This window comes from Streptomyces sp. NPDC088254, assembly GCF_044740925.1.
Taxonomy (GTDB): domain Bacteria; phylum Actinomycetota; class Actinomycetes; order Streptomycetales; family Streptomycetaceae; genus Streptomyces.
This window is the reverse complement of the sequence record NZ_JBIURQ010000008.1, coordinates 141,078-159,632: the sequence shown is the minus strand read 5'-3', so window position 1 is coordinate 159,632 and position 18,555 is coordinate 141,078. Positions and strand designations below refer to the sequence as shown.

The 18,555-nt window shown below is 72.0% G+C and carries 16 protein-coding genes and 6 tRNA genes; 13 read left to right on the top strand and 9 right to left on the bottom strand.

Translation table 11 applies throughout. The features are described from left to right. Window positions 1-60: 60 nt before the first annotated feature. The gene (locus tag ACIOC0_RS23715; RefSeq protein ID WP_402157341.1) at window positions 61-351 is read left to right on the top strand and encodes a zf-TFIIB domain-containing protein; all 291 of its coding nucleotides are present in this window, start codon (window positions 61-63) and stop codon (window positions 349-351) included. A 58-nt stretch (window positions 352-409) separates the two neighbouring features. Here the strand turns inward: ACIOC0_RS23715 and ACIOC0_RS23710 are convergent. The 5 genes from ACIOC0_RS23710 to ACIOC0_RS23690 all read right to left on the bottom strand — a co-directional run bounded on the left by ACIOC0_RS23710 (window position 410) and on the right by ACIOC0_RS23690 (window position 864). Continuing rightward, a tRNA-Val gene (locus ACIOC0_RS23710) sits at window positions 410-481 on the bottom strand. 34 nt (window positions 482-515) lie between these two features. Next, a tRNA-Val gene (locus tag ACIOC0_RS23705) sits at window positions 516-587 on the bottom strand. A gap of 18 nt (window positions 588-605) precedes the next feature. Continuing rightward, window positions 606-677 (bottom strand) — tRNA-Val (locus ACIOC0_RS23700). Window position 678: 1 nt separating this feature from the next. Further along, window positions 679-752: transfer RNA gene (locus ACIOC0_RS23695), tRNA-Cys, on the bottom strand. Window positions 753-791: 39 nt separating this feature from the next. After that, window positions 792-864, bottom strand: a tRNA-Gly gene (locus ACIOC0_RS23690). A 198-nt stretch (window positions 865-1,062) separates the two neighbouring features. On the opposite strand from ACIOC0_RS23690, the gene ACIOC0_RS23685 reads away from it, so the two are divergent. The 3 genes from ACIOC0_RS23685 (at window position 1,063) to ACIOC0_RS23675 (ending at window position 3,882) form a co-directional block, all read left to right on the top strand. Beyond that, on the top strand, window positions 1,063-2,136 hold the full coding sequence (locus ACIOC0_RS23685; protein WP_402157340.1) for a chorismate-binding protein: 1,074 nt from the start codon (window positions 1,063-1,065) through the stop codon (window positions 2,134-2,136). 4 nt (window positions 2,137-2,140) lie between these two features. Further along, complete coding sequence (locus tag ACIOC0_RS23680) at window positions 2,141-2,962, top strand: aminotransferase class IV (RefSeq protein ID WP_402157338.1); 822 nt, start codon at window positions 2,141-2,143, stop codon at window positions 2,960-2,962. A 95-nt stretch (window positions 2,963-3,057) separates the two neighbouring features. Then, on the top strand, window positions 3,058-3,882 hold the full coding sequence (locus ACIOC0_RS23675) for a GNAT family N-acetyltransferase (protein WP_402157337.1): 825 nt from the start codon (window positions 3,058-3,060) through the stop codon (window positions 3,880-3,882). A 34-nt stretch (window positions 3,883-3,916) separates the two neighbouring features. Here the strand turns inward: ACIOC0_RS23675 and ACIOC0_RS23670 are convergent, their stop codons facing one another. After that, on the bottom strand, window positions 3,917-4,474 hold the full coding sequence (locus tag ACIOC0_RS23670; RefSeq protein ID WP_402157336.1) for a DsbA family protein: 558 nt from the start codon (window positions 4,472-4,474) through the stop codon (window positions 3,917-3,919). 273 nt (window positions 4,475-4,747) lie between these two features. On the opposite strand from ACIOC0_RS23670, the gene ACIOC0_RS23665 reads away from it, so the two are divergent. Then, window positions 4,748-5,188 carry a hypothetical protein gene (locus ACIOC0_RS23665; RefSeq protein ID WP_402157334.1) on the top strand — a complete coding sequence of 147 codons (441 nt, stop codon included), beginning with the start codon at window positions 4,748-4,750 and terminating at the stop codon, window positions 5,186-5,188. Window positions 5,189-5,378: 190 nt separating this feature from the next. Further along, window positions 5,379-5,531: a hypothetical protein gene (locus ACIOC0_RS23660; RefSeq protein ID WP_402157333.1), complete on the top strand. Its 153-nt coding sequence runs from the start codon at window positions 5,379-5,381 to the stop codon at window positions 5,529-5,531. A gap of 82 nt (window positions 5,532-5,613) precedes the next feature. Here the strand turns inward: ACIOC0_RS23660 and ACIOC0_RS23655 are convergent, their stop codons facing one another. Together ACIOC0_RS23655 and ACIOC0_RS23650 are read right to left on the bottom strand one after the other, a co-directional pair. Further along, complete coding sequence (locus ACIOC0_RS23655) at window positions 5,614-6,174, bottom strand: CGNR zinc finger domain-containing protein (RefSeq protein ID WP_130444428.1); 561 nt, start codon at window positions 6,172-6,174, stop codon at window positions 5,614-5,616. Window positions 6,175-6,403: 229 nt separating this feature from the next. Then, window positions 6,404-6,817 carry an SsgA family sporulation/cell division regulator gene (locus ACIOC0_RS23650; protein WP_004002642.1) on the bottom strand — a complete coding sequence of 138 codons (414 nt, stop codon included), beginning with the start codon at window positions 6,815-6,817 and terminating at the stop codon, window positions 6,404-6,406. 191 nt (window positions 6,818-7,008) lie between these two features. Between ACIOC0_RS23650 and ACIOC0_RS23645 the strand changes: the two genes are divergently transcribed. From ACIOC0_RS23645 to ACIOC0_RS23615, 7 genes are all read left to right on the top strand, one after another. After that, window positions 7,009-7,467 carry a TIGR02611 family protein gene (locus ACIOC0_RS23645; RefSeq protein ID WP_402157332.1) on the top strand — a complete coding sequence of 153 codons (459 nt, stop codon included), beginning with the start codon at window positions 7,009-7,011 and terminating at the stop codon, window positions 7,465-7,467. Between the two features lie 75 nt (window positions 7,468-7,542). Next, window positions 7,543-7,614 (top strand) — tRNA-Val (locus ACIOC0_RS23640). Between the two features lie 1,733 nt (window positions 7,615-9,347). Continuing rightward, the gene (locus ACIOC0_RS23635; protein ID WP_402157330.1) at window positions 9,348-10,637 is read left to right on the top strand and encodes an ABC transporter substrate-binding protein; all 1,290 of its coding nucleotides are present in this window, start codon (window positions 9,348-9,350) and stop codon (window positions 10,635-10,637) included. Then, on the top strand, window positions 10,637-11,644 hold the full coding sequence (locus tag ACIOC0_RS23630; protein ID WP_389039722.1) for a carbohydrate ABC transporter permease: 1,008 nt from the start codon (window positions 10,637-10,639) through the stop codon (window positions 11,642-11,644). The genes ACIOC0_RS23635 and ACIOC0_RS23630 overlap by 1 nt, the downstream gene beginning before the upstream one ends. After that, complete coding sequence (locus tag ACIOC0_RS23625) at window positions 11,641-12,573, top strand: carbohydrate ABC transporter permease (RefSeq protein WP_402157328.1); 933 nt, start codon at window positions 11,641-11,643, stop codon at window positions 12,571-12,573. Before ACIOC0_RS23630 ends, ACIOC0_RS23625 begins: the two co-directional genes overlap by 4 nt. A gap of 10 nt (window positions 12,574-12,583) precedes the next feature. Next, the gene (locus ACIOC0_RS23620) at window positions 12,584-13,174 is read left to right on the top strand and encodes a hypothetical protein (RefSeq protein WP_402157327.1); all 591 of its coding nucleotides are present in this window, start codon (window positions 12,584-12,586) and stop codon (window positions 13,172-13,174) included. A 151-nt stretch (window positions 13,175-13,325) separates the two neighbouring features. Beyond that, window positions 13,326-16,073 carry a Tat pathway signal sequence domain protein gene (locus ACIOC0_RS23615; protein WP_402157325.1) on the top strand — a complete coding sequence of 916 codons (2,748 nt, stop codon included), beginning with the start codon at window positions 13,326-13,328 and terminating at the stop codon, window positions 16,071-16,073. Window positions 16,074-16,123: 50 nt separating this feature from the next. Here the strand turns inward: ACIOC0_RS23615 and ACIOC0_RS23610 are convergent, their stop codons facing one another. Then, a complete protein-coding gene (locus tag ACIOC0_RS23610) occupies window positions 16,124-18,484 on the bottom strand; it encodes an SCO7613 C-terminal domain-containing membrane protein (RefSeq protein ID WP_402157324.1) in 2,361 nt (786 codons plus the stop codon). Window positions 18,485-18,555: the final 71 nt, after the last annotated feature.

Below are 18,555 nucleotides of genomic sequence, written 5' to 3'. Positions count from 1 at the left end.
GACAGAGTCTGTCCTGGCGATAGGCGAAGCAGGACCGACCGGCGAGGAGTTGAGCCGACCATGCAGTGTCCGAAGTGTCACGCCCCGATGCACACGTACAACCGCAACGGCGTCCAGATCGAGCAGTGCGCGAACTGCCGCGGGATCTTCCTGGACTACGGCGAGCTGGAGGCGCTCACCCGGCTGGAGTCCCAGTGGTCCCAGCCGGCGCCGCCGCCCCCGGCCGCTCCCCAGGCCTACCCGGCGCAGGCCCCGCACGCCCCCGCCTGGGGTGCCCCGCACGGCGGTCACGGCGGTCACTACGGCCACCAGCGCCACAAGAGCTTCGGCCGCATGCTCTTCTCCAGCTGAGCGACCCGCACACGAGGAAACCCCCGGCCGAGGAGACGGCCGGGGGTTTCCGGGGGTGTGGACGATACTGGGATTGAACCAGTGACCTCTTCCGTGTCAGGGAAGCGCTCTCCCGCTGAGCTAATCGTCCTCGGGAACACGACCCGAGGGGCCGTGACACTGCGTGCGCGATACTGGGATTGAACCAGTGACCTCTTCCGTGTCAGGGAAGCGCTCTCCCGCTGAGCTAATCGCGCGGGGATCCGAAGATCCAGTGGACGATACTGGGATTGAACCAGTGACCTCTTCCGTGTCAGGGAAGCGCTCTCCCGCTGAGCTAATCGTCCTTGGAGGTGGAGACGGGATTTGAACCCGTGTAGACGGCTTTGCAGGCCGTTGCCTCGCCTCTCGGCCACTCCACCAGGAGTGTAGGGGACCGGGAAGATCCCTACTGTCCTTCGAGCGGACGACGAGGTTCGAACTCGCGACCTCAACCTTGGCAAGGTTGCGCTCTACCAACTGAGCTACGTCCGCCTGTCGTTTCGGTGCGCTCTCGCGTCCCGGCGACGTGTTGAACTCTAGCGGATTCCCGGGCCAGCACAAAAACGCGTTTGTGCAGCGTGCTGCGCTGTGTCCCACCGAACACCTGCTCAGGCCCCGTCGGCGCGTCCCGGAGCGCGCGCCCCCGCCGCCGACGACGACCTGCCGGACACCCGCCCTAGACTCGACACCGTGCCCGAACTGCCACCCCTCGCCCGATTCGGCGACCGCGTCGCCACCGGCCTCCTCGACGTCACCGACGACCCGGCGGCCCTGGACTCCGCCGGTTTCTGGGCCGTCTGCGCCGACTTCGAAGGCCGTCTGACCTGCGCCCGCTTCGCGGACGTGCGGGTGGCACCGGTGCCGACGCCGACACCGGGGGAGTGGCGCGGCCCCGCCGCCGGGGACTGGACCTCGTCCCTCGACCGCGCCGCGTACACCGCCGGAGTGCGCCGGATACGCGAGCACATCGCAGCCGGGGACGTATACCAGGCCAACCTCTGCCGCGTCCTGTCCGCCCCCGTCCCGCCCGGCGCCGACGTGGACGCGCTGACCGCGTTGCTCGCCCGCGGCAACCCCGCGCCGTACGCGGGGACGATCCGCCTCCCCGGGCACGGCGTGGAGATCGCCACCGCATCGCCCGAGCTCTTCCTGCGCCGCGAGGGGCGGACCGTGGAGTCCGGGCCGATCAAGGGCACCGGGCGCACCGAGGCCGACCTCCTCGACAAGGACCACGCCGAGAACGTGATGATCGTGGACCTCGTCCGCAACGACATCGGCCGTGTCTGCGCCACCGGCAGCGTCACCGTCCCCGATCTGTGCGCCGTGGAGAAGCACCCCGGCCTCGTCCACCTCGTCTCGACGGTCCGCGGCGAACTGTGCGAAGGGGCAGGCTGGAGCGAACTGCTCGGCGCGGCCTTCCCGCCCGGCTCCGTCACCGGCGCCCCCAAGTCCAGCGCCCTGCGCATCATCGACGCGCTGGAGACCGCGCCCCGCGGCCCCTACTGCGGCGGCATCGGCTGGGTCGACGCCGACCGGGGCACGGGCGAACTGGCCGTGGGAATCCGCACCTTCTGGATCGACCGCGCCGAGGGGACGCTCCGCTTCGGCACCGGCGCCGGCATCACCTGGGGCTCCGACCCCGAGAGGGAGTGGGCGGAGACCGAACTGAAGGGGTCCCGGCTGCTCGCGATAGCGTCGGGGACGTACACGGCGGACGCGGGGGTTCCGGCGTGCGACGCCCCCGGTACGAACATGGTGAGGTAGAGCAGTGAAGCTTTGGCTGGACGGCGGTCTGCAGGAGTTCGAGTCCGCCCGTGTCTCCGTTCTCGACCACGGACTGACCGTGGGCGACGGCGTCTTCGAGACGGTGAAGGCGAGCAACGGCACCACGTTCGCGTTGACCAGGCACCTCGACCGGCTGACCCGCTCCGCGCGCGGCCTCGGCCTGCCCGATCCCGACCTCGACGAGGTCCGCCGCGCCTGCGCCGCCGTCCTCGAAGCCAACCCGATGCCGCTCGGCCGCCTGCGCATCACCTACACCGGCGGGCAGGGCCCCCTCGGCTCCGACCGCGGCGACCACGGCCCGACCCTCGTCGTCGCCCTCGGTGAGACCACCCGCCGCCCCGACTCCACGGCCGTGATCACCGTCCCGTGGACCCGCAACGAGCGCGGCGCGCTCACCGGCCTGAAGACCACCTCGTACGCCGAGAACGTCGTCGCCCTGGCCCACGCGCACCGGGACGGCGCCTCCGAGGCCCTGTTCGGCAACACCGCCGGCCGGCTCTGCGAGGGCACCGGGTCGAACGTGTTCGTCGTCCTGGACGGCGAGATCCACACCCCGCCGCTCGCCTCGGGCTGCCTCGCCGGCATCACCCGCGCGCTGGCCGTCGAGTGGACCGGCGCGCGGGAGACCGACCTGCCGCTGGACGTCCTGGAGCGCGCCGACGAGGTCTTCCTGACCTCCACCCTGCGCGACGTCCAGGCCGTGCACCGCGTCGACGGCCGTGAACTGCCGGGCGCGCCGGGGCCGGTGACCGCCAAGGCCATGCGCGTCTTCGACGAACGAGCGGCCGACGACCTCGACCCGTGAGGCCCCCCTCAAGGGCTGCCCCCAGGGGCCGGAAAGCCGTAAGAGCTGGGAAAAACAGGCTGACTTCGGCCCGTACGGCGGGTAGAAACCCCCTGATGACCACGACCCTGCGGCCGACCGAGCCGCTCCAGCGCGCCGCCGACGGGGCGTTGTCCCGCCACTACCAGGTGTGCGTGAACGGCCGCCCGGTCGGCGCGGTCCACCTGTCCACCCACCCCGACTTCGGGCCGGCCGTCGCCCGCGTCGACGACCTGCACGTCGACGAGGCCGATCGCGGGCGCGGCCGGGGCACGGTCGCCGCGCTCGCCGCCGAGGAGGTCGCGCGCGGCTGGGGCTGTCGGGGGATCGAGATCCGGGTGCCGGCCGGGGCCGAGGCCGCCTTGCGCCTGGCCACCGCCCTCGGATACGTCCACCGCAACCGCGGACTGGCCAAGCCACTCGACGCCGTGGCCCCCCGACTGCCCCCGGGCAGCGAGGTCAGGCCGCTGACCGAGGCCGAGTTCGGGCCGTGGCGCGCGCACGGCGTCGACGGGTACGCCGCGGACTGGATCAACCGCGGCGTCCCGCCGGACGAGGCCCGCGCCAGGTCGGAGCGCGACACCGATCGTCTCCTGCCGGACGGCCGGGACACCGAGAACATGCGGATCAGCGTCCTGGAACACGACGGCGTCCGCGTCGGTGTGCTCTGGCTCGGCCTCCACGAGGACCGCGCCTACGTGTACGACGTCGAGACCGACGAGGCCTTCCGCGGCCGGGGCCACGGCCGCTCGCTGATGCTGCTGGCCGAGGCGCAGGCGATCAACGCCGGCAAGCGGGTCATCGGCCTCAACGTCTTCGCGGGCAACACGCCCGCCGAAGGGCTCTACGAGTCACTGGGATACGTCCCGGTCGGCTACTCGATGTTCAAGAGCCTGCTCTGAGGGGGGATGGGGCGCGGGGGCCGGGGAGCGAGCCTTACTCCTGCTCGGCGAGCAGCCGGTCCGCGATCTCCTCGACCCGCTCGCGCAGCCCCTCCTGGCTCTTGCCGCCGTCGAGGCGCTCTCCGCCGATGACGTACGTGGGGGTGCCCGTGACGCCGATCGCCTTGCCCTCGGCCTGGTCGGCGTCGACGATCAGGATGTGCCGGCCGTCGATGAGCGCGGTGTCGAACTCCTCTGCATCCAGGCCCAGTTGGCGGGCGGTGTCGATCAGGAAGGGCTCGCCCTCACGGTCCAGCTTCTCGACCCGGCCGAGGACCGCCTCGACGTACTCCCACCCCTTGCCCTGCTCCACGGCCTCCTCGGCGGCCTGCGCGGCGGCGAAGGAGTGCTTGTGCTTCTCCAGCGGGAAGTGCCGCAGCCGCAGCTCCAGCCGGTCGCCGTAGCGCTCGCGCAGGCGGCGGAGGTCGTCGAGGGCGCTGCGGCAGTCCGGGCACTGCAACTCGCACCACACGTCGAGAACGACGGCGGGACGGGCGGAGGGGGACGTCGACGCGTCGGCGGACGCCGACGCGGCGGGGGAGGAGTCGCTCATGGCCCCAGTCTCCCAGCCTGCTCCGCGCCACCCCAATCCGGACCACCCCGTACCTGCCCCCTTACCCGGGTCGCAGACACCCCGTAGTACCTGAGGGTCACCCGCCCCGGACCGGCACCTGTGGAGGAGGTGACCCGGAGATGTCCCTGATGTCCGGCCGAGGCATGGCCCGGCGCCCTCACGCAGGTGCAGGATGGAAGGACGAAGCGCCGCGCTGCCCGCGACGCCCAGCCGATTCGACCTTGCCCCCTTGTGCCGTGTCTGGAGGACCGGATGATCGCCGAAACCGTCTGTTCCGCCGTCGCCGCGGCCGGTCTGGGCATCGCCGCGGTCACGGCGTACCGGAAGCGTTACCTGACGGCCGCCCGCATGGCGGCCTACGCCCTCGTGCCGCTGGGTCTCGTGCTGACCGGAGTCGTCGAGTGGGTGGCCGACACCGCCTTCAGCCCCACCGCCTGGCTGGGATTCGGTCTGCTCGGCGGGGCATGGGCCCTGTTGCTGACGACGCGGGCCGTCGAGCGGCGGCGGGGAGGCACCCGCAAGGAGCGCAGGGCGGCGGCGCGCGCCGCGCGGGGCGAGGCCGTGGCCCCGGCCGCCTCGGCGGCCTCCCTGGGCCAGGCCCGTCCGACCGCCCGGCCCTCCGCCGCACCCCGCGCGACCGCCACGGACGACTTCAGCGACATCGAGGCCATCCTCAAGAAGCACGGCATATGAAGCGGTCGCCGGCGGCGGGTCACCGAAGCGGCGGCCCGACGCGACGGCGGCCGAAGAGACACAGTCGGACCGCACACGCGCGTAAGTGATCACGCCCGGAAGCGGAGATCACGGAATCCGGCGCACACCCGCTCAGTTCGGGCGTGTTGATCGCGCCCGCGGCAGGGCCTGCGTCATCATCGCCCGCGAGATGCTGGACACGACACAGAGCGACGCCGCGCCACGTCAGGACGAGCCGCGCGGATGCCTCTTCGCCCTTTCCCAGCCACCGCTGATGATCTTCCTTGCGGTGATCGGGTGTCTGCTGCTCATGGCTTCGCTGCACGACCTGCTGCTGCTGTGAGCCGTACCCGCGGTCCCCGGCGCCACCCGCCGGGGCCGCGTCGGCATCGACGGCGGACAAGCGCGCCCTGAGCCCCTGGGGGTCAGCCGGCCGCTTCTTTGCGGCGCGCGCGGTAGGCGGCGACGTGGAGACGGTTGCCGCAGGTGCGGCTGTCGCAGTACCGCCGGGAGCGGTTGCGGGAGAGGTCCACGAAGGCGCGCCGGCAGTCGGGGGCTTCGCAGCGGCGCAGGCGTTCCTGCTCGCCGGCCACCACGAAGAACGCCAGCGCCATCCCGCAGTCGGCGGCCAGGTGGTCGGCGATCGAGGCGCCCGGCGCGAAGTAGTGCACGTGCCAGTCGTAGCCGTCGTGGTCGGTGAGGCGCGGGGTGGTGCCCGCGGCGGCGACGAGTTCGTTGATCAGTCCTGCGGCGGCGCGGGCGTCCGGGGCCGCGAACACCTTCGCGAACCGCCCCCGGACCTTGCGCACCGCGGAGAGGTCGAACTCGGACAGCACGCCCACGTCGCTGATCTCGTGCTTTCGCACGAAGTCCGTGAGGGCGGCCAGGTTCGGCAGCCCGTCCGGGACGGCGTCGTCCTCCGGCGCGGTGTTCACCAGATCCACCACGGCGTCGAGGGCGCACCGGGTGTCGTGGGTGATCAGCACGTTTCGCTCCCTGGCCTGGGGGACGGGCGGGCGCCCGCCGATGCTGGCCGATGGTAGCCGCTCGGCCCGGCGGGGTGGCCTCTGTCGCCCGGCGGGGTGGCGCCGCGCACGTCGGCGCCGCACCACGGGAAACCCGAGGCGCGGCGTCGGCGCTTGTCCTGTGCGGTTGTCCTGACCCGAGCCGTCTCCCCGAGTGGACGGCGTCGGGCAGCTCTGAGGGAGCCCCGTCCTAGCTTTCCGCCAGGATGTGCGAGAGCTCCTGGTCGAGGTCGAAGTGACGGTGCTCCGTGCCGGGAGGCACGGCCGCGTCGGTTCGCTTCAGGAAGGATTCCAGGGCCCGCGCCGGGGCCTCGAGCAGGGCCTCCCCCTCAGGGGAGCTCAGGGCGATGCAGACGACGCCCTGACCGTGGCTGCGCGACGGCCAGACGCGGACGTCGCCGGTGCCCGTGGGCCGGTGCAGGCCCTCCGCGAGGAGGTCGCGGGCGAACACCCACTCGACGGTTTCCTCGGCTCCGGTGTGGAAGGTGGCGTGCACGGCGTAGGGGTCGGCCGTGTCGTACCGCAGGCCTGCGGGGACAGGCAGGGAGGACTCGCTCGACACAACGAGGCGCAGGTGCAGCTCGCAGCTGACCGTGGTGTTCATAAGCGCCAGGGCCTTTCGCTCAGTGTGCGCTCGGGGATTCGCACGTCGGCGAAATCGACATGCCACCTACGGTGCCGTTGTAAACCCCTCTGAGTGTTTTGCGTGTGTTTACGTAACTCTTCCGGCCGAGGGAACGTTCGCGAAGTACCACCATTACGGTGACCGGAATCTCTCGGGTAGGGTTTGGTCGTATGAATACGGGGAGTGGCGGGCCGAGTGAGGTCGCCATGACGGCGGACGACGCGAGGACGGGCGAGGAGCGGACCGAGGCCGAGCAGGGCCTGGGGTCCCGGGCGCCCGAGTTCGTCAAGGCCCGCCGTGTGCTGCACCTCAGCTGGCAGGTAGGGATCTTCATCGTCGGCCTGGCGGTCGTGATCGCCGGCATCATCATGCTCCCGCTGCCCGGACCGGGCTGGGTCGTGATCTTCGGCGGCATGGCGATCTGGGCGACCGAGTTCGTCTGGGCCCAGCTGGTCCTGCGCTGGACCAAGCGCAAGGTCACCGAGGCGGCCCAGCGTGCCCTGGATCCCAAGGTCCGCAAGCGCAACATCATCCTGACCTCGATCGGCCTCGTGGTCATCGGCGCCATCCTGGGCTTCTACGTGTGGAAGTTCGGTTTCGAGATGCCCTGGAAGATCAAGGACCAGTGACCCGCCGACCGCTCCGCCCGAGCGGCGAGCGGTCACGGCCACCCTCTGACTTGGGGTAATGTTCTCCATGCGCCCGGGCGATTAGCTCAGTGGGAGAGCGCTTCGTTCACACCGAAGAGGTCACTGGTTCGAACCCAGTATCGCCCACCCGGCACGACGGCCCGTCTGCGACGACACATCGCGGACGGGCCGTCGTCGTGTCCGGGGGCGGGTGGGTGGCAGGAGCTGTTGGCGCGCGACGGCGGGTTCCGGATGGGCGGCCGGTGGCGGTGGCGGTGGCGGTGGCGACGCGGTGTCCGGCCCGCAGGCCCGCGATGCCGGGCGGTCCTGCCGTGGCGACGCGGTGTCCGTCCTGGCAGGTTCCCGATGCCGGGCGCGCCCCGGAAGGCAGCGGACCCCAGAGGCCGGCCCCCGGCGGGCACCCGGGGGCGGGACTGCAGGCAGGGCAGGTCGAGCATCCGACCCCGACCCGCCCCACCGGTCGGCCGGACGGCCGCCGCCCCGGCTGCCGGGAACACGAAGGGCTCGACGCCTCGGGCACGCAGCCGCCGCCGGCATGGACCAGAGCGACGAACGGCCGCCCGCCCGCGATCACTCCGAGGGGGTGCCCGCCGGGGGCCGACGTGACCACGAGCCGCCGTCGCGCTCCCGCCGTTCGCCCTGCCACCGACACCCGTCCCCCACGCACGCTTCACCCGGCCTCCCACGCCCGCGGCTCCGGCCGCCCGCCCACGCCGACGGCCCCGGGCTGCCGTCCCTGTGGGCGGCTGTGTCGCCAGCTCCCGGCCGCACTCGCACCCGGGCGGCCTCCCCGACGTTCGGCTGTGCGGACGGCTCCTGGCCAGGCTCGTTCTCGGCGGCCGTCCGTGTGTGCGGCTGTGTCGGCGGCACACGGTCACGCTTGCCTTCCCGGCCGGCGTCCCTGCGTTCGGCTGCGTGCCGCGGGCCCCGGCCGCATCTCTCGGCCGCCTCTCTGCCGTTCGGCTGTACCGGCAGCCCCCGGCACGCTCGCTCCCGGCGCCGTCCTTGCGTTCGGCTGCCCAGCGGCCCCTGGCCGCACATCTCGGCGGCCGTCCCGACATTCGGCCGCGCCGACGGCCCCGGTCACGCTCGCCCCCCGGCCACCGCCGCCGTGCTCGGTTGCGCCGGCGGCTTCCGGTCACGCTTGCTCCGGCGGCTGTCCCTGCGCTGGCTGTGCTGACGGCTCCCGGTCGCGCTTGCTTCGTGCGGCCGTCCCGGGGTTCGGCTGCGCCAACGGCCTCCCGGCGCCGCCCCTCGAGGTTTCGGCTGTACCGGCGGCCCGGGGCCGCACTCGCTTCCCGCGGCCGTCCCGGCGCTCGGCTGTGCCGACGGCTCCCGGTCACGTTTGCTTCCGGTGGCCGTCCCTGTGTTCGGCTGCGTCAACGGCCCCGGTCGCGCTCGCTCCCGCCCGCCTGCTGACAGGCGCATTCCGGTACGGCCGCTACGCGTGGCTCCTGCGCGCCTCCCTCCGCGCGCCCCCATGCGGCTTTTCCGCGGCAGCCCGCCGTGCGGCCTGCGGGGATCGCACGTGCCAGCCGGGCGGGGGCGCGCCCCCGCGCCGTCTACGCCAGCCCCCCGCGCCGTCTACGCCAGCCCCCCGCGCCGTCTACGCCAGCCCGCCGCGCGGCCTACGCCAGCCCGCCGCGCGGCCTGGGGCGGCCCCGCCGCGCGGCAGACCGCAGCTGACACGTGCGCCCCCGCCCCTCGCCGCCCACCCCGCCCGCCCCACCCACCCCCCGCCCGTGAGGAAATTCTGTCCGAATCATTGACGCTCTCTCAGCTCCCTCGTACCTTGTGCCAGCAAGCGCTTTCTTGAAACGATTCATGGATGGCGACGACGCCGCGGGGAGGTCCCGACTGTGGGAACCGGCACGGATGTTGGCAGACGAACGATCCTCAAGGCCGCAGGGGCGACGGCGGCCACACTGGGCCTGGCGGCGACCACGGGGTGCGGCGGTGACGGCGGGACCTCCGCGGATGGGACGGTGACGATCCGTTATGCGTGGTGGGGCTCGGAGGACCGGGCTCAGCGCATCAACAAGACCATCGCGCTCTTCGAGAAGAAGTATCCGAAGATCAAGGTGAAAACGGACTTCCAGCCGTACACCGACTTCTGGAAGAAGTTCAACACCCAGGCCTCCGGCGGGAATCCGCCCGACGTTTTCCAGAACGCCATTGGTTTCCTGCGGAAATACGACGCCAAGAACGTACTGCTCGATCTCAGCGAGCAGGTCAAGGCCGGCAATCTCGCCATGGACGGCTTCCGGGCCGGCCTGGAGAAGTTCGGCGAGATAGACGGCAGGCTCCTCGGTGTCCCGGTCGGCTCCAACTCGATGGCGCTGGTGATCGACAAGCACGTCTACACCAAGGCGGGCGTGAAGCCGGAGCGGGGCTGGACCTGGAACGACTTCGACGCGGCGATGAAGAAGATCCGCGACAAGGCGGGCCGCGCCGGCGACAGCGGCATGTACGGCGTGATGTACCTCTACGACCTGTACCTCCGCCAGAACGGCAAGGCGTTCTTCGGCGACGGCGGACTCGGCTTCACCGAGGCGGATCTGAAGGCCTGGTGGGCGAAGGCCGAGAAGAGCGTCGAGGACGGGAGCTACGCCGACCCCAAGAAGGTCGCCCAGATCAAGCCCAAGTCGGCGGTCGCCGGTGAACTCGCCGCCGGTGAGTTCACCTGGGACAACTTCACCGTCCGCTACACCTCCGAGGGCAAGAGCGAGTACGGACTGGCGCCCATCCCCACCACCGACGGCAAGAAGACCGGCCAGTACCTCGGCTCCCTCATGCTCAGCGCCTCCAAGCGCACCAAGCACCCCAAGGAAGTGGCCCAGTTCATCTCCTTCATGGTGCACGACCCCGAGGTCGCCAAGATCATGGGTTACGACCGCGGTGTGCCGGCGACCCAGGCCCAGTTCGACGCGTTCAAGCCGACCGACGAGGTCAACAAGGCGATCGCCGCCTACGAGACGTCCCTCGTCGAGACGGGCGTCCTGGAGCCCATCACCCCGCACCCGAACGGCGCCGACATCTGCGAGTCCGCCTTCCTGCGCATCGCCGAGGAGATGGCCCTCGGGAAGCGGTCGGTGGACGACGCCGTCAAGCAGTTCTTCACCGAGTCGAAGACGGCTCTCGCCGGCTGATGGGAACCACCGTGACACACGCCCCTGCGATGGCAGGCCTGTCCGAGGACAAGCCTTCCGAGCCGCGGCACGGTCCGGTGAAGCCCGAGCGCCCCGCCGCCCTCAAGCGGCGGCGGCGCCGGGAGAACCTGGCCGGCTATCTCTTCATGTCCCCCTGGATCGCCGGGTTCCTGCTGCTCACGGCAGGGCCGATGGTCGCCTCGCTCTACTTCGCCTTCACCGACTACAACCTGTTCGACGCGCCCCGCTGGATCGGCCTCGACAACTTCACCACCATGTTCGAGGACCCGCGCTGGCGCCACTCGGTGCAGGTGACGCTCTGGTACGTCGTCGTCGGCACACCGCTGAAGCTGCTCGCCGCGCTGGGCGTGGCGCTGCTCCTCGCCCAGAAGCGGCGGGGGCAGGCCTTCTACCGGGCCGCCTTCTACGCGCCCTCGCTGATCGGGGCCAGCGTCTCGGTGGCGATCGTCTGGAAGGCGATCTTCTCGGACGACGCGATCGTCGACCGTACGCAGAAGCTCTTCGGGGTGGACGTCGGCGGCTGGGCCGGCGACCCGGACATGGTCATCTACAGCCTGGTGGCGCTCACCGTCTGGCAGTTCGGCGCCCCCATGGTCATCTTCCTCGCCGGCCTCAAGCAGGTCCCGCGCGAGCTGTACGAAGCCGCCGAGGTGGACGGGGCCGGCTCATGGCGGCGGTTCTGGAACATCACCCTGCCGATGATCTCCCCGGTCCTCTTCTTCAACGTCCTGCTGGAGACGATCCACTCCTTCCAGATCTTCAGCTCGGCGTACATCGTCGGCGGCGGCGCCGGAGGCAACGCCTGCGGGCCCGCGGACGGTTCGATGGTCTACACCTGTTATCTGTACGTCCAGGGCTTCGAGAACAGCCGGATGGGCCTGGCCTCCGCCATGGCCTGGATGCTGCTCGTCGCGGTCGCCCTGGTGACGGCGGTGCTGTTCTGGTCCCAGAAGCGCTGGGTGCACTACGAGGAGGGCGCCCGATGAGCTCCCCCGATCTCTCGACTCCGCTCGACCCGGGGGCACCCCCACCGGTCACGGAGGTCTCCCCGGGCCGGTCCACCGAGGCGGGCGCGCTGCGGCGCAGGCTGCCCGGCTCGCTCGCCTGGCATCTGGGCGCCCTCGCCGTCCTCGCGGTGATCCTGTATCCCGTGCTCTGGGTGGTCGGCGGCTCGTTCAAGAAGAGCGAGGACATCGTCGGCAGCCTGGATCTCTTCCCGGGCTCCCCGATCACCTCGAACTACACGCGGCTCACCGAGGGCATCGCGGACATCTCGATCTCCACGTTCTTCCTCAACTCGCTCACCCTCGCCGTGGGCTCGGTGGCCGGCATCCTGCTCTCGTGCTCGTTGACGGCGTACGCCTTCTCGCGGATCAGGTTCGCCGGCCGCAACGTGCTGTTCACGCTGATGATCGGCACGCTCCTGCTGCCCTACCACGTGCTGCTGATCCCGCAGTACGTGCTGTTCCGCAACATGGAGATGATCAACTCGTACACCCCGCTGCTGCTGGGGAAGTACCTGGCCACGGACGCGTTCTTCGTCTTCCTGATGATGCAGTTCATGCGCAACCTGCCCAAGGAGCTCGACGAGGCGGCCCGCCTCGACGGCTGCGGACACCTGCGCATCTACTGGTCGATCGTGCTCCCGCTGTGCCGGCCGGCCCTGATCACCAGCGCGATCTTCACCTTCATCAACGCCTGGAACGACTTCATGGGCCCGCTGATCTACCTCAACGAGCCCGACAAGTACACCGTCTCCCTGGGCCTGAAGATGTTCGTGGACCAGGAGGGCGTGGCCGACTACGGCGGCATGATCGCCATGTCGCTGGTCGCCCTGCTGCCCGTGCTGGCCTTCTTCCTGGCCTTCCAGCGCTACCTCATCGACGGCATGGCGACGTCCGGGCTGAAGGGCTGAGACGATCACGATGGCCGAGGCGCATGTGAAGGCGCGCAAGGAGTCGGTCCTCGCCGAGCGGTTCGCCGTGTTCGCCGAGTGCCTGCTCACCGGGGTGTGGATCGCGGTGGCCTCGCTGGGCGTGGTCACCCTTCCGGCGGCCTTCGCGGCCGGGGCGCGGCACCTGCACCGCCGCACCGCGCACGAGGGGGGCGGCTGGCGGGAGTTCGCCGCCGACTTCCGCGGCGCGCTGCGCGGCGGATGGCTCGTCGGACTCGCGGGATGGGCCGCGGCGGTCGTGGTCCGGGTGGACGTCCAGGCCGTGCGCGCGGGGCTGCCGGGCGGGCCGCTCGTCGGGGTCGCCGGGGTGCTCGCGCTGATCGGGTTCGTGGTGGCCGTGCTGCGCGCCGCGGCGGTGTGGTCGCCGGGAGCGAGCTGGCGGACCCTGCTGGCGTCGGCCGGCCGCCGTACCCTCCTGGACCCGGCCGGGTCCTTCCTGATCATCGCCGGGCTGGCCGTGGTGGCGCTGTCCGCCTGGTTCGTCGCAGCGCTCGCGGTCCCCGTGCTGGGGGCCGTGGCGGCCGCCGCCCTCGCCGTGGAGGAGCGGTACCGGCGCCGCTGACGGGCGGCGCCCTCACAGCAGGGCCGGCGCACGGGCGCCGCGCCTTCATCTGTCATGCCCCTGACCAGTTGCGCGGACAAGCCTCCCGCACGCAGAAGGACCTCCCGCACGCAGAAGGACCTCCCACACACAGAAGGAAAGGCCGCATCTCATGTCTCCGATCCCCCGCAGGTCCCTGCTCAAGGCGGCCGCCGTCGCCGGCGCCGCCGCCCAGTTCAGCTGGGCTCTGGGGACCAAGAACGCGCAGGCCGCTCCGCAGGCCGCAGCCGCCGCGCCGGCCGACACCGGCCCGGTCACCCTGGACTGGCTGGAGGACGGCGGCCTCGGCGTCGCCCCCGGCTCCACCTTCGGCGTGCCCTGGCCGATGGGCGCCTACCAGGAGGACCAGACCTTCGCCCTGACCGACGCCGGCGGCAAGGCCGTCCCCGTCCAGTCCTGGCCGATCGCCTATTGGCCCGACGGGTCCCTCAAGTGGACTGCTCACGCGGTCAGTTCGGGCTCCGGAAAGCTCACCCTCGCCGCCGGCGCGCCCGCCGCCCCCGCGCGGAAGGTCACCGTCACCGCGAACACCGGCCTCGTCACCGTCTCCACCGGTGTCATCACCGCGAAGATCGGCAAGTCCGGCCCCACGCTGGTCAAGTCCGTCACCCGCGGCTCCACCGAGATCGCCAGGAACGGCCGGCTGGTCATGATCCGGCAGCCCGAGATCGACGACGACGAACAGGGCAAGGTCAGGACCGAGCAGTTCGAGGGCGCGATCGACGCGGTCGCCGTGGAACAGGACGGCCCTGTCCGCGCGGTGGTCCGTGTCGACGGCAAACACCGCCGGGGCAGCCGGAGTTGGCTGCCGTTCTCCATCCGCCTCTACTTCTACGCCGGCGCCGACTCCTTCCGCATGGTGCACACGGTCACCTACGACGGGAAGCAGGAACCCGGCAAGGCCGAGGGCGACTTCATCCGTGGGCTCGGCGTCCGCTTCACCGTCCCGATGCGCGACCAGTCCTACGACCGCCACATCCGCATCGGCGGCGAGGGGACCGGCCTGCTGCGCGAAGCCGTCAAGGGCATCACCGGCCTGCGCCGCGACCCCGGCGCGGCGGTCCAGGCGGCCCAGTACGCCGGCCAGAAGCTCCCCGACCCCGCCACCTGGGACCAACGCGTCACCACCCGGCTGCAGTACATCCCCGAATGGGGCGACTACACCCTCTCCCAGCTCTCCGCCGACGGCTTCACCCTGCGCAAGCGCACCAAGAAGGGCCACGGCTGGATCGCCGCCGGAGGCGGCAGGCGCGCCTCCGGCTTCGGATACGTCGGCGGAGTCAGCGGCGGCCTGTCGTTCGGCCTCAGGGACTTCTGGGAGAGCCACCCCTCCCAGCTCGACATCCGCGACGCCCACACCGACGAGGCCGAGGTCACCCTCTGGCTCTGGTCCCCCGAGGCCCAGCCCATGGACCTGCGCTTCTACCACGACGGCATGGGCCAGGACACCTTCCCCGAACAGCTCGAAGGCCTCAACATCACCTACGAGGACTACGAGCCCGGCTTCGGCACCCCCTACGGGATCGCCCGTACCTCCGAACTCCTCTTCTGGGCCAACGAGTCCACCCCCGCCCCCGAGACGCTCGCCGCCCAGGTCGAGTCGGTCCGCGTGCCGCCGCAGCTCGCCGCCCCGCCCAAGCAGCTCATCAAGGCCAAGGTCTTCGGCCCCGGTCTCTACTCCGAGCCGGACCGCTCCACCCCGGCCAAGGCGAAGATCGAGGACCACCTCGACTTCCTCTTCACGTACTACAAGGACCAGGTGGAGCAGCGCCGCTGGTACGGCTTCTGGGACCACGGCGACATCATGCACACCTACGACACCGTCAGGCACCAGTGGCGGTACGACATCGGCGGCTACGCGTGGGACAACTCCGAGCTCTCACCCGACCTGTGGCTCTGGTACGCGTACCTGCGCAGCGGCCGCGCCGACATCTTCCGCTTCGCCGAGGCGATGACCCGGCACACCGGCGAGGTCGACGTCTACCACCTCGGCAAGTGGGCGGGCCTCGGCACCCGGCACGGCGTGCAGCACTACGCCGACAGCGCCAAGCAGCAGCGCATCGCCAACACCACCTACCGCCGCTACTACTACTTCCTCACCGCCGACGAACGCGTCGGCGACCTCATGCACGCCAACGTCGACTCCGACGAGACCTTCCTCGTCCTCGACCCCATCCGCAAGATCCGCACCGAGCCCTACACGCCCGACCGGCACGCCCTGTCGATCGGCTTCGGCACCGACTGGAGCGGCCTGGTCTCGGCCTGGCTCACCGAGTGGGAGCGCAAGGGCCCCAAGTGGGAGAAGGCCAAGGCGCGCGTCCTGTCGACGATGGAGACCATCGCCGCCCAGCCCAACGGATTCGTGCAGGGCAGCGGACTGTACGACCTCGACACGGGCCGGTTCGCCATCGCCGACAAGCCGGTCGTCGGCGTCTCCCACCTCTCCGCCGTCTTCGGCCTCAACGAACTGTGCGCCGAACTCATCCACCTCGTCGACATGCCGAAGTTCGACGAGGCCTACTACGACTACTGCCGCTACTTCAACGCCACCAAGGCCGAACAGGCCGCACGCTACGGCACCGACTTCGGCAGCCTGCTGCTCTTCCAGGGCCACTCGCGCCTCGACGCCTACGCCGCCGTCCGGACCGGCGACAAGAAACTCGCCGCACGCGCGTGGGACAAGTTCTACAACTCCGACGGCTACAAGGAGTCCGCGCCCTGGCGGACGGAGCCGCTCAGCGGCCCCGCCACCCTGGTGCCGGGCAGCGAGGCCGCCTGGGTGTCCACCAACGACACCGCGCTCTACGGCCTCGCCGCCATCGAGAACCTCGCCCTCCTCGGCGACCGCATGCCGTCGTGACCGGCACGGCCGTCAAGGGCACCAGGGCTGTGAGGCCGACAGGACTGGCCCTAGCCCATCCTCCCCAGGACATCCCGCACCCGTCGGACGTCCCGGAGCCGCCGCTCGTAGGTCGCGCCGACCGCGAGCAGCAGCAGTCCGGCGAGTGCGGGAGGCGCCCAGCGGGGGAGTGCGTCGGCCGCCTGCACCAGGAAGGGCGCCAGTTCGTGCAGGGCGTCCAGGACCAGCACCGAACCGCCGAGGACCAGCGGTGCCTTGAGGCGGTGCCGGGCGCCCAGCAGCGTCACCAGCACGGCCGCCGCGCCCAGCAGCAGCGGACGCGTCCACTGCGCGTCACTCCACGCCGCCGCGAGGCTCGGCGCCAGTGTGGCGGCCAGCCCGGGACCGTACGCCGTCCACGACGGCGTCCCCGGATCGCGGCGGCGGCGCCAGGCGCCGATCAGCAGCGCCGGCACGGTGACCGGCAGGGTGTAAGCCTCCGGGGCGGTGACGTCCCAGGCGGCGAACCTGACCCAGGCGGCCGCCACGGCCAGGGCGGCCGCCGCGTACCCCGCGGCGCGGCGGTCTTCGCGGACCGCCGTGCCCGCGGCGATCACCGAGCACAGCCCGAGCACCAGCGCCAGCATCGGCGGATCGGTCACGGCGAGCCCCACGGCGAGCAGCGCGGCGGCGGCGCCCGTCACCTCGACGGACACCCCCGCCGGGCTCCCGGCCAGCCGCGCGCCGAGCGCGGCCGCGACCACGGGCACCAGGAGGACCAGCACGGCGGTGTGCGCGGGCTGCCAGTGCGCCGCCGCCCCCGTCGCACCCGCCAGCGCGGTGGCGTACGCGAGCGCCGCCGGCGCCATGACCGGGGCGAAGCCCGGCCGGCGCGAGGCCACGGCGCACAGCACGGTCAGCGCCGACAGCACCGTCAGCGTCGCCGACTGCGCCGCGAGCGACAGGAAGGCGAGCGGGACGGAGGCGGCCAGAGCGAACCACGGCACGGACAGGAAGGCCGCCGCCACGGCCACGCACCCCACGATCACAAGGCCCACCGGGTACGGCAGCCGAAGCGTCGCCGGCAGCACCATCCCCACCGTCCAGGCCAGCCCCAGCGCACCGGTCCTCGCCCAGGCGCCCCAGGCCTCCCGCCGTGCGGCCACCACCAGGACGGCGGTGACGGCCGCCAGGACGACGACAGCCTGGACCGGGTACGGCGGCCACGGCACGTCCACAGTCACCGCGGCGCGCGCGTCGGACGGCGCACCCGACCACGGCCGCGCCACCCAGCCCAGCGGACCCAGCAGCGTGACCACGACCAGCGGCGCCGCCCACAGCAGCGCCAACGCGTGCACGACGGCGCCCGCGCGCACCAGACCCTCCCGCACCGGCTCCGCGAACCGGCCCCGGACCGCCGCCACCAGCGCGACGGCGCACGCCAGATGAGCCGGAACCGCCCAACCGGCGGGCAGCGACACCCGCAGCACGGCGCCGGCCGCCGCCACCAGCAGCAGACCGCCGGTCATCGCGAGCCCCCGCGCCGCCTCGGGCTTCGGCAGCGACCGCGCCACGACCAGCGCGACAACCGCCGCGAGGACGAGGAGCGCCGCCGCACGGGCGGCGGCGCCCGGACCGGCAGCCGTCCACGCCAGCGAGCCGGCCGTCAGAACGCCCCCGGCGCCCAGGGCGAGCGCGCCGGTGACGGCCGTGACACGGACCGCGCGGACGGCCGCACGCGGTGCCACCGCCGCGTCCAGAGCGGACGTCGCCAACAACGCCGCCGAGACCGCGTGAAGATCCGCGCCCGACGCAACCGCCCACAGCGGCAGGGGCAGTTGAGCCACGGCCAGTGCCGCCGGAACCGGCAGTCGCAGCGCGCCGAGACCCCGGCCGTACGCCGCCCACAACCCCGCCAGCGCAGCCGACGCCCCTGCCGTGTACGCCGTCCCGTCCACGCCGCCCAGGGCGACCTCGTACAGCGCGTAGGCGTCCAGCACCGTCAGCGCCAGCCCCAGACCGGCCACCGACTCCGCCGTCGAACGCAGCCCGCGCTTCAGCAGCGGCAGCGGCGCGGCCAGCACGGCCACCGTGACCGAGCCCAGCACCGCGGCCCGCCCCGCGATCCCCATGTGGCCCCAGCTGACCAGGGTGAACGCCACCGCGGCGATCGTGAGCAGGACACCGCCGAGCATCAGCAGGACGTTCTGCACCCGCGGAGCGCTCGTCTCGGGCGCCACCGCCGCACCGGCCGGACCCGCCGGGGGACTCACCGCCGCACGGGCCGCGACGGGCGGTAGGGACGGCTGCGCCTGCAACACGGCCAGCAGCCAGGCGCGGCGCGTCAGCAACTGCGCCCGGCGGGCGTCGAGTTGCCACAACTCGGTGTCGAGGAGTCGCAGTTCCTCGGCCGGAGGCGGTATGTGCGTCATGCTTCGGAGTGTCGCCGCCGTCACGGCGCACGGCATGAGCACGGCTACTCAGAAGGTACTCAGAGTCCCCG

What these genes read in the sequence shown, in the direction of transcription:
- ACIOC0_RS23615 (WP_402157325.1), top strand. Translation starts at nt 13,326, where the DNA reads ATGTCTCCGATCCCCCGCAGGTCCCTGCTCAAGGCGGCCGCCGTCGCC.
- ACIOC0_RS23675 (WP_402157337.1), top strand. Translation starts at nt 3,058, where the DNA reads ATGACCACGACCCTGCGGCCGACCGAGCCGCTCCAGCGCGCCGCCGAC.
- ACIOC0_RS23715 (WP_402157341.1), top strand. Translation starts at nt 61, where the DNA reads ATGCAGTGTCCGAAGTGTCACGCCCCGATGCACACGTACAACCGCAAC.
- ACIOC0_RS23630 (WP_389039722.1), top strand. Translation starts at nt 10,637, where the DNA reads ATGGGAACCACCGTGACACACGCCCCTGCGATGGCAGGCCTGTCCGAG.
- ACIOC0_RS23660 (WP_402157333.1), top strand. Translation starts at nt 5,379, where the DNA reads ATGCTGGACACGACACAGAGCGACGCCGCGCCACGTCAGGACGAGCCG.
- ACIOC0_RS23665 (WP_402157334.1), top strand. Translation starts at nt 4,748, where the DNA reads ATGATCGCCGAAACCGTCTGTTCCGCCGTCGCCGCGGCCGGTCTGGGC.
- ACIOC0_RS23670 (WP_402157336.1), bottom strand. Translation starts at nt 4,474, where the DNA reads ATGAGCGACTCCTCCCCCGCCGCGTCGGCGTCCGCCGACGCGTCGACG.
- ACIOC0_RS23610 (WP_402157324.1), bottom strand. Translation starts at nt 18,484, where the DNA reads ATGACGCACATACCGCCTCCGGCCGAGGAACTGCGACTCCTCGACACC.
- ACIOC0_RS23645 (WP_402157332.1), top strand. Translation starts at nt 7,009, where the DNA reads ATGAATACGGGGAGTGGCGGGCCGAGTGAGGTCGCCATGACGGCGGAC.
- ACIOC0_RS23650 (WP_004002642.1), bottom strand. Translation starts at nt 6,817, where the DNA reads ATGAACACCACGGTCAGCTGCGAGCTGCACCTGCGCCTCGTTGTGTCG.
- ACIOC0_RS23620 (WP_402157327.1), top strand. Translation starts at nt 12,584, where the DNA reads ATGGCCGAGGCGCATGTGAAGGCGCGCAAGGAGTCGGTCCTCGCCGAG.
- ACIOC0_RS23625 (WP_402157328.1), top strand. Translation starts at nt 11,641, where the DNA reads ATGAGCTCCCCCGATCTCTCGACTCCGCTCGACCCGGGGGCACCCCCA.